Annotated in this window: 12 protein-coding genes; 11 read left to right on the plus strand and 1 reads right to left on the minus strand. The window is 45.2% G+C overall.

Translation table 11 applies throughout. From position 1 onward, the window contains the following. Positions 1–90: 90 nt before the first annotated feature. From MKZ16_RS13330 to MKZ16_RS13340, 3 genes are read left to right on the plus strand one after another with little or no spacing between them, the layout of a single operon-like run. Entirely contained in the window at positions 91–1755 is a 1665-nt protein-coding gene (locus MKZ16_RS13330; RefSeq protein WP_076104793.1) for a spore germination protein, read from the plus strand. After that, positions 1673–2959, plus strand: coding sequence for a Ger(x)C family spore germination protein (locus tag MKZ16_RS13335; protein WP_080742471.1), 1287 nt, complete (start codon positions 1673–1675; stop codon positions 2957–2959). The genes MKZ16_RS13330 and MKZ16_RS13335 overlap by 83 nt, the downstream gene beginning before the upstream one ends. Before the next feature lie 22 nt (positions 2960–2981). Continuing rightward, the gene (locus MKZ16_RS13340) at positions 2982–4082 is read left to right on the plus strand and encodes a GerAB/ArcD/ProY family transporter (protein WP_036686178.1); all 1101 of its coding nucleotides are present in this window, start codon (positions 2982–2984) and stop codon (positions 4080–4082) included. On the opposite strand, the gene MKZ16_RS13345 is transcribed toward MKZ16_RS13340, so the two are convergent. Beyond that, positions 4055–4312, minus strand: a complete 258-nt coding sequence (locus tag MKZ16_RS13345; RefSeq protein WP_076104794.1) for a hypothetical protein — start codon at positions 4310–4312, stop codon at positions 4055–4057. The two genes, MKZ16_RS13340 and MKZ16_RS13345, sit on opposite strands and share 28 nt — an antisense overlap. A 184-nt stretch (positions 4313–4496) precedes the next feature. On the opposite strand from MKZ16_RS13345, the gene MKZ16_RS13350 reads away from it, so the two are divergent. From MKZ16_RS13350 to def, 8 genes are all read left to right on the plus strand, one after another. Beyond that, positions 4497–6365, plus strand: a complete 1869-nt coding sequence (locus MKZ16_RS13350; protein WP_076099571.1) for a bifunctional homocysteine S-methyltransferase/methylenetetrahydrofolate reductase — start codon at positions 4497–4499, stop codon at positions 6363–6365. A 38-nt stretch (positions 6366–6403) separates the two neighbouring features. Then, positions 6404–7297, plus strand: a complete 894-nt coding sequence (locus tag MKZ16_RS13355) for a YicC/YloC family endoribonuclease (protein WP_036686185.1) — start codon at positions 6404–6406, stop codon at positions 7295–7297. 48 nt (positions 7298–7345) lie between these two features. Further along, entirely contained in the window at positions 7346–7606 is a 261-nt protein-coding gene (locus tag MKZ16_RS13360; RefSeq protein ID WP_006209218.1) for a DUF370 domain-containing protein, read from the plus strand. 19 nt (positions 7607–7625) lie between these two features. Beyond that, positions 7626–8195 (plus strand): guanylate kinase, encoded by a 570-nt coding sequence (gene gmk / locus MKZ16_RS13365; protein WP_036686186.1) that lies wholly within the window; start codon positions 7626–7628, stop codon positions 8193–8195. Positions 8196–8247: 52 nt separating this feature from the next. Next, on the plus strand, positions 8248–8448 hold the full coding sequence (gene rpoZ / locus MKZ16_RS13370; RefSeq protein ID WP_036686188.1) for a DNA-directed RNA polymerase subunit omega: 201 nt from the start codon (positions 8248–8250) through the stop codon (positions 8446–8448). Between the two features lie 216 nt (positions 8449–8664). Continuing rightward, a complete protein-coding gene (gene coaBC / locus MKZ16_RS13375) occupies positions 8665–9900 on the plus strand; it encodes a bifunctional phosphopantothenoylcysteine decarboxylase/phosphopantothenate--cysteine ligase CoaBC (protein WP_038570318.1) in 1236 nt (411 codons plus the stop codon). After that, complete coding sequence (gene priA, locus MKZ16_RS13380) at positions 9900–12431, plus strand: primosomal protein N' (protein ID WP_076104795.1); 2532 nt, start codon at positions 9900–9902, stop codon at positions 12429–12431. Before coaBC ends, priA begins: the two co-directional genes overlap by 1 nt. An 85-nt stretch (positions 12432–12516) precedes the next feature. Continuing rightward, the gene (gene def / locus MKZ16_RS13385; protein WP_036686193.1) at positions 12517–12996 is read left to right on the plus strand and encodes a peptide deformylase; all 480 of its coding nucleotides are present in this window, start codon (positions 12517–12519) and stop codon (positions 12994–12996) included. The last annotated feature ends 5 nt before the right edge of the window (positions 12997–13001 follow it).

Consider the following 13001-nt stretch of genomic DNA (forward strand, 5'->3'; position numbering starts at 1 on the left):
CTAACCTGAGGTGACTTTAAGCAGCCGAATAATGGAAGGAGTAACCGAGAATAATACTACAATGTTTATGAAAAAAAGGAGGGGAGCTTGTTGAACATCAACGGGTTAACTAAAAAAAATAAATCCGGTAAGGGACAGCAAGCTGACCCGGCAGGTCCAGGTTCTGGAGTGAGATTAACCATTCATCTGGAGCAGACGCTAAACAATATCATAACCGAGCTGGGAGATAGTCCGGATCTTAGAATCCGCCAGGTAAAGCTTGGTGAGGAATCCGTTGTTGAGGCTGCTGCGGTACATCTTAATGGTCTAGCTAAGACAGAAACCGTGAATCAATTTGTAATGGGTTCATTGCTCTCCATAACAGATGAGATGCTTAAGGAAAGTAATACTGCAGCAAATAATAATCTGAATGACCTCATTTTAAACCGTGCCCTGGAAATAGGTGAAGCGCAGCTGCAGGAGGATTGGAACGAGGTGCTGCTCGGAATTCTTTCTGGGAAGACACTGATTCTCATTGAAGGTTATGACAGTGGCATCATGTGTGAGACTGAAGGAGGGGAAGCTCGTTCTGTCACTGAACCCTCCACTCAGCTAGTTGTGCGTGGTCCAAAGGATAGCTTTGTTGAATCTTTGGCTACGAATGTCTCATTAATACGCAGAAGAATAAGATCACCCAAACTAAGACTCGAGCATGTGAAGATCGGGGCGGTAACTCAGACCGATGTGGTTTTTATGTACATCAAGGATACTGCGGACGAGAAGCTGGTTGAAGAAGTTAGAAAACGGCTGCAGCAGATTAATGTAGATGCCATCATGGAATCCGGTTATATCGAAGAGCTGATTCAGGATAAGACCTTTACCCCTTTTCCGACCATCAATAACAGCGAGCGGCCAGACGTTGCTGCAACGAATCTGTTAGAAGGGAGGGTAGTGATTGTCGTTGATGGTACCCCCTTTGTATTGATTTTGCCTGCAGTTTTCACTCTTTTTTTTCAGTCAGCTTCGGATTATGCGCAAAGGTTCGATATTGCAATTCTGATGCGAATTATTCGGTATATCAGTTTTATCGTGCTTATTCTAGGGCCTTCCGTGTATATAGCTTTGACGACGTTTCATTATGAGATGATCCCTACGACTTTGCTGATCAACCTTTTATCGCAACGGGAAAATGTGCCTTTCCCCGCTTTTGTCGAAGCTATTCTAATGGAAGGTGCGTTTGAGATCATCCGGGAAGCGGGAGTAAGAATGCCGCGTGCAGTTGGGCAGACCGTATCTGTAGTAGGTGCTCTGATTCTTGGTCAGGCTGTGGTAGAGGCTGGAATTATTACGCCCGTTATGGTGATTGTGGTCGCGTTGACCGGGATTGCGAGCTTTGCCATTCCAGCGTATAACATGGCGATTGCGGGCAGAATTATCCGTTTTGGTTTTTTGATATTGGCTGGTATGTTTGGTTTTTACGGGATTACACTGGGTTTAATCGTACTGGTTGCACATATGAACAGTCTGCGGACTTTTGGCGTTCCTTATTTGTCTCCAATAGTGCCTTTGTCATCCAGAGGTCAGAAGGATGCCGTCTTAAGGCTGCCTTTGTGGGCGCTTGGCACAGCAGAACCAGCTCCTGCTACTGCGCAGCAAGGGAACATTTCAGAAGGGAAGGAGATCACAACCGGACATGAACAGAACCTATCTCCAAAAATTCTTGATAAGACTAAAGGGACACAGCCGCATAAGAAAGGAAAGCAAGATTCTGAGTAAATGCAATTTTTTCTTAGCAGGACTTTTACCTTGCGTATTGATCTGTCTTAGTCTCACAGGCTGCTGGGATAGTGTGGAATTAAACAGAAGAGCCATCGTTTCCGGTGTGTCCATAGATAGAGGACCTACAGAAGAAGAGAAATATGTATTATCCTTTCAGGTTATCGTTGCTGACGAAATCTCTGGGAAGAACGCTAGAGGGACTTCACCTGTTTCGGTTTATAAAGGTAGCGGCCGCACTATGTTTGAAGCATTAGCTAATGCCTCGCGTCAGACTGCACGTTTTTTGTCTTTAGGACATATTAGGGTGGTCATCATTTCCGAGAAGTTCGCTCAAGAAGGCATCAAGGATATCATGGATGTGCTGGAAAGGGAAAGCGAAACCCGGCTGACAAGCCTGATTTTTATTTCCAAGGGACAGCCTGCAAGTGAATGTATGACGACTATGACCGTGTTCGGAAGGATTCCAGCCAATGATTTGGTGGAGAAGCTGCAGACAACCTCTAAACAATTCGGATATAACTATCGGATGGAAGTGGATGATATTATCCGGGGGATTCAGGTTCCTGGTGGGGGGCCTGTGATCAATGGCGTGCTAGTGACTGGAGATTTGGACCAGAGGGAGAGCAACGATAATTTAAAGAACATAAGTCCGAAGACCATAATAAAGGTTACCGGTCTTGCAGCTTTTAAAGAAGACAAGCTTAAAGGATGGCTGCTCGGCGAAGAGGCGATCGGTACCGTTCTACTTAAGAATAAAATATCTCAGATGCCGGTATTGGTCTCGATAGGGGAGAAGGACTATATATCGTTTAATGTGTATTTATCACAGGTACATATCCACGCTGATGCGAAAGATATAGAGCATCCTATCTTCACGGTTAATGTCACTCAGCAGGCTGGATTAAAGGAATCGCCCAATGGCTTGGATCTAACAGATCCAACAGTGTTAAACGATCTTTCGAAGCTTTTGGAAAAGAATATTCAAGAACAGATCCGCGCTGCCATAGCAACTGCCCGTTCATTAAAAAGTGATTATCTAGGTTTCGGTGAAGCAGTAGAAAGAGCTAATCCACGTGGCTGGAAACAAGTAAAAGATCATTGGGAGAGTATATTTGAAACCTGCCAGATTAATATCGAGGCTGATGCTGTGATCAGGCATACGGATATGCGAAGTGATTCCTTTCAATCCAAGAATAAGTAATGACAATAAAGGAGGGGCAGCTATGGGAAAGATAAAAATAGGACTACTCCAATTTTTCACGTTGACTTTGTTGTTTGAGCTGGGAACAGCGCTGGTAGTGAATCTTGGGATGGAGTCTGGTAAAGATGCGTGGATTTCCATACTCCTCGGAAATTTGATCGGTTTGATTGTATTTTCGGGGTACACTTATTTGTACAGAAAGTTTCCGGATCTCCCCTTAACGGCTTATACCCGCAAGCTATTGGGAAAATCCTTAGGTACGGTGATTTCCGTTCTCTACATTACCCTATTCCTCAATTTAGCGGGTCGTGATTTACGGGATGGCAGTTCCATGCTGGTTATGGCTACTATGCACCGCACACCTTTGTTTATTATTTCAACGTTGATGATCTTATCTTCTGCGTATGTTTTGCATAAAGGAGTAGAGGTATTATCCCGAACTTCATTGGTATTCGCAACTCTTGTAATGCTGATAGGAATATTTTGCTCGATCATGCTGATGTTATCGGGCTCAATTAATTTGAATCGATTACTTCCTATTTTTGAGAATGGGTTCCAGCCTGTGATTGATTCTGTTATTCGCCAGAACTATATGTTCCCTTTTGGTGAAATGATTTGTTTTACCATGCTAATGCCCTATCTGAACAATGTTAAAAAAGGTCCTTGGGTCATCGCCGCAGGGATATTTGTTTCAGGTTTGCTCTTAAGTCTGACTATGATGCTGAATATTTCCGTGCTTGGCACAGATATAGTGAAACGGTCACCCCTCCCTCTGATGCCCACGATTAGCAAGATTTCAATCTCCGATTTTATTCAACGTGTGGATATTCTAATTGTTATGGTGCTGATTATCGGCGTTTTTTTCAAAATGTCTGTGTTTTTTGCGGCCGCACTTATAGGAATTTCGGAATTGTTCAAGATTCCTTACCGGAGAATGGTCTATCCCTGTGCTCTGATCATTCTGTTCAGCTCGATGTTGAATGCGCGGAGCTTTACTGAACATATTAATGAGGGGGGGAGATTGTTATATACGATTTTTCCCTTCTTTATGGTGTTGATCCCTGTAATTCTTATCATCGTTGCGGCGATAAGAAGTCATCTTTCCCCGCCACGTTCTGGTTGATGTCCTGTTTTCCAGTAATAGATATCGGGGATGAACAAGCAGAGCAGCAAAATACAAACAGTTGCTTTCTCAGAGGCAGTGTATAACAGGTAATTAAGGATATATCCAATGTTACCCAGCCCATAGCCATACAGCCAATCTAGCAAATAAATATACAGCAAGCAGAGAGTGGCTAGCAGTAAAGTTACAGCGTATTTTCGGATCAGAAACTTTCTTGTTTTTTTCTTCAAAGTATTCTCTCCTTTATGGAAATAACGGCATTAACGTTAGTATGAAGCTTTTTACATATGAACATGCATGGTGATATTTTGGTCTAAATGCTTTTCTTTTGTAAAGCTTATCATCCATACCGATTTATGTTACATTAGTATGAAACTAAAGTTAGAAACTAATGTGGCAGGGGAGGATCTTGTTGTGAAGCCGGATTTACGTTCCGCATGGGGAAATAAAGTATTAGTCGGAGACGGAGCGATGGGGACCTACTTATATCAGAAGGGTTTCCCGGTCGGCATTTCCTATGAAGAATTAAATTTGACCTCTCCGGGGGTAATCGAAGATGTTCATCGCAGCTATATTGAGGCAGGGGCAGTGCTGCTGGAAAGCAACACCTTCTCGGCGAACTATGACAGGCTGTCCAAATATGGTCTAGAATCCAAGGTTGAGGAAATAAATCGAGCCGGGGTTAGAATCGCTCGCCAGGCTGCTGGAGATCATGGGTATGTATTAGGAGCTGTAGGATCTATTCGTGCGGGCAAACGTGCGAATCTCTCTTCCACAGAGCTGAAAAAATATTTTACACAGCAGATTGCTGCATTGCTAGAAGAGGACGTAGATGGCATTATGCTGGAAACCTTTTACGATGTTGAGGAACTGCATTTAGCTCTAAGAACGCTCCGCAAGATCAGCTCGCTTCCTGTAGTTTGCCAATTAGCTGTCGATGAAACGGCACGCACATTAGATGGATTAACTTTGCCAGAAGCCTTTCGTATTCTGGAAGGCGATGGCGCTGATGTTATCGGATTTAACTGTAACACAGGCCCGAACGGAATGAAGCGAGCGCTCAAAGCTGTACAAGGGAATCTGGTTCTGCCAGCCTCTGTGTATCCAAATGCGGGTGTGGCGGATTATGTAGACGGAGAATATCGGTACGGGGCTTCACCAGAATATTTTGGCCAAATGGCACAGACTTTCGCGGAGATGGGCTGCCGGATAATCGGTGGTTGCTGTGGTACAACTCCGCAGCATATCGCAGAAATCTCCTCTGCACTGAAGAATTATGTACCGCAACCGCTTCCTAAACCGTTGCCACCTGCAGTGGAGCGTGTATCGCTGCAAGAGAATTTTGGCGATGAGGATAGAGATGGTAGAGAGCCGAACCTGGTTGATCTGGTAAAGGAACGACATACGGTTATTGTTGAGCTTGATCCACCTCGTGAATTGGATATTGCAAAGTTTATGCAGGGCGCAGAAGTTCTGAGAAGAGCAGGCGCGGATGCGCTGACACTCGCCGACAACTCCCTGGCTGTCACACGGATGAGCAACATGGCTTTGGGACATTTGGTGCACGCTAAAACTGGACTTCGTCCGCTAGTGCATATTGCTTGCCGGGATCGTAATTTGATTGGTACTCAATCCCATTTGATGGGTTTTGATGCGCTTGGAATTGATCATGTGCTGGCTGTAACAGGTGATCCTGCGAAATTTGGAGATCTTCCCGGCTCAAGCTCGGTTTATGATTTAACCTCTTTTGAGATTATTAGAATGATCAAGCAGCTGAATGACGGGATTTCCTTCTCAGGTAAACCTTTGAAACAGAAAGCGAATTTTGTAATCGGAGCTGCATTTAACCCGAATGTTAAACATTTGGATAAGGCAGTGCAACGTCTGGAGAAGAAAATTGCCTCTGGTGCCGACTATATTATGACCCAGCCTGTCTATGATCAGGAACTTATCGTGAAGATAGCTGAGGCAACAGCACATCTGGAAATCCCCGTATTCATTGGTGTTATGCCACTGGCAAGCGGACGTAATGCAGAGTTTCTACATAATGAGGTTCCCGGTATTCAGCTTACGGACGATGTCCGCAACCGCATGAAGGGACTTGAAGGGGAAGCTGGAAGAGCAGAAGGTGTCGCTATCGCTAAGGAACTGTTAGATGTTGCTACTGCCCATTTTAATGGAATCTATCTGATGACTCCGTTCATGTTCTATGATATGAGCGCACAGCTAATGGAGTATGTGTGGGAGAAATCAGGACGCAAATTGTCCCCCTTGTTTCGCTAGTAATAATCAATTACAATAGTGTAATGGATGTGATTCCGTTGTCATTTAGCATGACCGGATACGGTCAATCGTCCCTGCAATTCGGCGGCTACAAGATTATGTTCGAAGTGAAATCGGTGAATCACCGGTACTGCGAAGTTGTACTGCGGATGCCCCGGGATTGGACGGGTTATGAGGATGTGTTGAGAAGAAAGGTTCAACAGCACATCAAACGGGGAAGAATAGATGTTACCATCAATAGAGAGCACGATGAGTCGACAGTTAGACCGGTTCTGAATCACTCTGCTGTAATGACCTATCTAAAGGCAGCAGAGCAGCTTAAGAACGAATATGGTTTGACTGGTGAGTTGACTTTACGTGATATACTTTCTATACCCGGTATTATGGACAGCAAAGACGAGGCTGCGGGTGCCGTGTCTGCGACATTAGAAGACTACTCCGAAGTATTGGAGGCGGGACTTGAGCAGTGTTTGCAGTCTCTGCTGGAGATGCGCGCCCGTGAAGGCAGTTATCTAGCCGCAGATATTGAACAGCGCCTGAACCATCTTGAGAACATGCATGCTGAAATGGTTGAACTTGCACCTGTCGTAATCATTGAATATCGTGAGAAACTTCGACATCGATTGAATGAACTAAATGATGGGACGTTCGCTTTTGATGAGCATAAATTCGGGATGGAGATCGCTATTTTTGCAGATCGCTGTAATATTGATGAAGAGTTGACCCGGTTGTATAGTCATTTCGAGCAATGCAGAGCCCTCCTGAAGGGGAAAGGACCGGTAGGACGCAAACTGGATTTTCTCATTCAGGAGATGAACCGTGAGACGAATACAATCGGATCGAAATGCAATCATCTAACTCTCGTGGGTCTTGTGCTAGATATGAAAGCAGAACTGGAGAAGATTCGAGAACAAGCTGCGAACATAGAGTAATCGGGAATAGGTAATAGCATAGAACTTTATGGGGGGAACTACCGGAACATGGCAATCAAACTTATTAACATTGGCTTTGGAAATATTGTGTCTGCCAACCGCATTATTTCTATCGTCAGTCCGGAATCTGCACCAATCAAACGTATTATCCAGGAGGCACGTGATCGGCATATGTTGATCGACGCCACCTATGGCCGACGGACTCGTGCCGTAATCATTACAGATAGTGATCATGTCATCCTATCGGCTGTACAGCCGGAGACTGTGGCGCATCGCTTATCCAGTAAAGATGACGACAACGACGAATAACAACTAAATGGAGTGTATTATGTCAAAAGGATTGCTCATCATATTATCCGGACCTTCCGGCGTGGGTAAAGGTACTGTTTGTACTGCACTACGTCCGAAGATGCCCGAACTTGTCTACTCAGTTTCTGCTACTACTCGCAGTCCGCGTGCGGGTGAGGAAGATGGCGTCAACTATTTTTTCAAAAGCAAAGAGGAATTTATGACAATGATCGAAGCCGATCAATTGCTTGAATACGCGGAGTACGTAGGTAATTATTACGGTACTCCCCGTGATTTTGTAGAGAGAACTCTCAATAGCGGCAAAGACATTATTCTCGAAATTGAGGTTCAAGGAGCTCTCAAAGTCAAAGAGAAATTTCCTGAAGGGATTTTTGTGTTCCTTCTTCCTCCATCCATGGACGAGTTGAAGGACCGCATTCGCGGACGGGGTACTGAGCATCCAGATGTGATCGATCACCGCATGACTGTAGCGGAAGATGAGATCAACTTAATGCAGCATTATGATTATGCTGTTGTGAATGATGAGATTGATCTGGCTTGTAAGAGAATAGAAAGCATTATTATCGCCGAACATTGTAAAGTCAGATAATTTATGCTGAAGGTCAAATGGTATTAACAGTAAACTATGAAGAGGTGTCCCAGTGCTATATCCATCCATTGATGAAATGATGACTAAGGTTGACAGTAAGTATTCGCTCGTTGTCGCTGCTGCACGTCGTGCTAGACAATTGCGTGAGGGTGGCAAGACAGATGTGAAGAATCCTAGATCGCATAAATTTGTTGGTGTTGCTCTTGAGGAAATTTACGAAGATCGCATTACTCTAACCCGCGGTGAAGAGTAGTCTCAAGCATAAGTAATAATGACCTATTGTAGAAACGGATGCCGCCTATTTGTTTTGAGGCGCTGCCGTTTCTTCTTGGGTTATGGAGCATTTACGGGTCTTAAATTTATGATGAAAGCCCAGAACCGGGCTCTTTATGACAACCGGAAGGTTGTTATTTTTTTCTCGTCGTAAAGATAGCCATTCGTTGTAAGAGTAGGGAACAGGGGGGAGATCATGTTGAAGAGCTTGAAGGGGAAGACTATTTTACTTGGGATCACAGGAGGAATTGCTGCTTATAAAGCGGCGTCCTTGACCAGTAAGCTTGTCCAAAAAGGAGCCGAGGTTCATGTCATTATGACAGCTTCGGCGAAGCAGTTCATTACAGAATTAACTCTACAGTCACTATCGAAGCAACGAGTATATAGCGATACATTCCAGGAGAGAGATCCATCCTCCATTTCACATATTGATCTGGCAGATGCTGCGGATCTTGTGCTGGTAGCACCCGCAACCGCAAATATAATTGCCAAAATGGCACACGGTATCGCCGATGATATGTTATCTACTACACTGCTTGCTACTACGGCTCCTATTATGGTTGCACCAGCTATGAATGTTCATATGTATCAGCATCCAGCTGTACTTAATAATTTGAATATTCTCGCTAGCCGAGGCATTCATTTTATTGAGCCTGGTGAAGGACTGCTGGCATGTGGATACGTTGGCAAAGGTCGGCTAGAAGAGCCAGAGGCTATTGTGAGTGTGGTTGAGAATTTTTTTGCACACCAAGCTAGCGTCGCATCCAAACCTCTTGCGGGTAAAAAAATCGTCATCACAGCGGGTGGAACGGTAGAACGGATTGATCCAGTGCGTTATATCTCCAATGATTCATCCGGTAAAATGGGCTTCGCGCTAGCACGTGCTGCACGTGCAATGGGTGCTGAGGTAACGTTGATTGCTGCGCGTACAGATGAGGCTCCTCCACAGGAACCAGAGATTTCAGTCATTCGTGTTCAATCTGCACAGGAAATGTATGAAGCAGTTACCGCACTGTGGGACAGCTGCGACATTATGATCAAGGCGGCTGCTGTATCGGATTACCGTCCGAAGCATAGTGAGCCTTCCAAGATTAAAAAAAGCGGAGAGACGATGACGCTTGAGCTTGTGAAGACAACGGATATTCTGGAAACACTCGGTAAGACCAAAAACAAGCAGTTTTTGGTCGGCTTTGCTGCGGAAACGGGCAATACGGAATTTTATGCTAAGGACAAGCTGGTCCGCAAAAACTGCGATCTCATCGTTGCTAACAATGTAGCGGCTGCAGGAGCCGGATTTGGAGCGGATACGAATATCGTTTCGATATATGATGTGAATGGATTGGTGCTTGAATTGCCACAATTGTCGAAGGATGAGGTTGCTCGTCATTTGCTGACGCTCGTGGCAGAGCGGATTACTGGAGCTTCATTATAATGGATATCGCCAAGGTCATTGTGGATGTGCCTGTACGCAGCACTGACCGGCCATTTGATTATAGTATTCCAGAATCCCTGAAGTTATGGATTGAAGTGGGCAGTCGGGTAGCCGTTCCGTTTGGGCACCGGACAGTCCAAGGTTTTGTAGTATCTTTAGAATCAGGCGAGACCCTAGTGAGTCCTAGCCTGAAGCCTATTCAAGAAGTGTTGGATTTGCTTCCGCCTTTATCTCCTGAATTAGTTGAGCTTGCGGACTGGATGAGTAAAAGATATGCATGTAGACGAATTTCAGCACTGCAGGCGATGTTGCCCACCGCTCTAAAAGGGAAGGCAGAACGGCTGATTTCACTTGGAGATGTGCAGGAAGAGACAGCATTTCCAGAGGATGAATTGTTCCCAATGTTTGCCGACACAGGGGATGAGGAACGACTAATCACAGAATTTATTGGACGTAGTGGCGAAGTTTCCATGAAGCAGCTTACTCGTGCATTTCCTGAGGCTGCTGAGACGGTGAAGTTCATGCTGCGGCGTGGAGTACTTATAGAGAGTCAATCCATTAAGGATAAAATGGGTAAGAAAAAGCTCAAGGCAGTCGATCTGGCGATAGGTGTCACTGCTGCCCGTGAGGCATTGAACAAATTCCCGAAAAAATCCGCACGCCAGAAGGAAGTTCTGAGCTTTTTAGTTGATATGGAAGCTACACTCCCTATGGCCCTTAAAGAAGTTTTGTCTGCACTCCAAGTAACGGCAAGTACTGTAAAGGCCTTGGAGGAAAAAGGTTTTATCGAGATCAGTGAAATTGAAGTCTATCGCGATCCTTATCAAGGGCGAGATTTTAAACCTACCACACCTCTACCGCTTACTGCGGAACAAGAGGTCGTATATACAAGAATTTCTCGAACCTTAGAGGAGCAGCTTCACGAAGTATTTCTGCTTCATGGAGTTACGGGTAGTGGTAAGACAGAGATCTATTTGCAATGTATTAAACGCTGTTTAGATCAGGGCAGACAGGCTGTTGTTCTTGTGCCAGAGATTGCTTTAACACCACAAATGGTGGAGCGGTTTAAGGGGCGGTTCGGCAGCGGTGTCGCGGTTATGCATAGCCGGCTGTCTGTTGGTGAGCGATACGATGAGTGGCGTAAAATCCGTGAAGGAAAGGCCACAGTCGCTGTAGGCGCAAGATCGGCCGTGTTTGCTCCTTTCTCCAACCTAGGGTTGATTATTATGGATGAAGAACATGAGACCTCTTATAAACAGGAGGAGAATCCGAAATATCATGCCCGTGATGCTGCTATTCGTAGAGCGGAACAGTGTGGGGCAGCTGTGATTCTAGGTTCTGCTACGCCTTCGCTGGAAAGCTATCATGCTGCAAGATCGCAGAGTGATATTCACTTTTCACCGGTACTGCTAGAGATGCCTACCCGTGCACTTGGAAATGAACTTCCAAAGGTGAACGTAGTAGACATGCGGGAAGAGCTTAAAGAAGGCAACCGTTCGATGTTCAGCCGAAAGCTTCATTCAGCACTGGAAGAGAGGCTGGAACGCGGAGAACAGACGGTGCTGCTACTTAACCGTAGAGGTTTCTCAACCTTTGTCATGTGTCGTAGCTGTGGTTACGTAGCCGGTTGTCCAGAATGTGATATCTCACTAACGTATCATAGCCGTAGTGACAATTTGCGTTGTCATTATTGCGGACATGCTGAACCAGCACCTAAGCTTTGTCCGGAGTGTGGGAGTGAGCATATCCGGTTTTTCGGAACGGGTACACAGCGGGTGGAGGAAGAGCTTGGTAAGCTGTTCCCAGGCATACGAGTGATTCGTATGGATGTGGACACAACAACAGAAAAGGGCTCGCATGAGAAGCTGCTGAACCAATTCCGAGACAAAAAAGCGGATATTCTCCTGGGCACTCAGATGGTAGCAAAGGGACTAGATTTTCCAGATGTCACTCTTGTTGGTGTAATCACAGCAGATTCAGCTTTGAACCTGCCCGATTTTCGCGCAGCAGAGAAGACATTCCAATTGCTTACACAAGTTGCAGGCAGAGCAGGCCGGCACCAGCTTCCAGGCGAAGTGGTCGTTCAGTCCTATACGCCAGAGCATTATTCTATTATTCATGCCAGCGGACATGACTATCTCTCTTTTGTACGTGAAGAGCTGAAGCATCGCAGAGGCCTCCATTATCCGCCATATTGCAGACTCATCCTGGTCACATTGTCTCATGAACAGCTGCCGCTTCTACTGCGGATGGCAGAGAATTATGCTCTGAATCTTCAGGGAAAGGCCAGACAGCTAAGGTGGTATGGAAGTCTCGATAAGCTAACCAGCGATGTGTTAGATCTGTTGGGTCCTGTGGCATCACCTATCCCTCGATTAAAGGGTAGATATAGATTTCAGTGTATGATAAAATGGCGCGGCGCCATCGATGTGATTGGACTTGTCCGCCAAGTGGCTGAAGAGTTAGAGGATTCTGTGCGGGATACCGGTCTTCAGATCAGCATTGATGTGGATCCGCAGATGTTGATGTAAATCCGTATCATGTTACAATGTAAAAAAAGAGCTTTATCAATTGACTTTAAATATAGAAATGTTCAGAACGGGAAGGTGTTTTGTAATGGCTATACGTTTGATCGTTAAAGAACCGGATGAAGTATTGCACAAAAAAGCTAAAGAAGTAGCTGTAGTTACTCCTAATGTTAAAAAATTGCTGGATGATATGGCACATACGATGTATGACGCTGAAGGAGTAGGGCTGGCGGCACCCCAAGTCGGAATTTTGAAACGTTTAATTGTGGTGGATGCGGATGAAGAGCATGGATTGATCAAAATGATTAACCCTGAAATCATCAGCATGGAAGGTGAACAGCTAGGACCAGAAGGATGTCTTAGTATTCCTGGCTTGAATGGTGATGTTCGCCGTGCGGAGACTGTAACTGTACGTGGCCTTAACCGTGAGGGAAAAGAGATTACGATAACCGGCAGTGGTTTACTTGCCCGGGCTTTTCAGCATGAGATTGACCATTTGAATGGAGTTCTATTTACAGATATCGCTGAAAAAGTATACGAGATGACTGCTAACGAGACTGAGGAGTGAGGAAT

Source organism: Paenibacillus sp. FSL R5-0928 (assembly GCF_037970385.1).
GTDB lineage: Bacteria > Bacillota > Bacilli > Paenibacillales > Paenibacillaceae > Paenibacillus_AQ > Paenibacillus_AQ odorifer.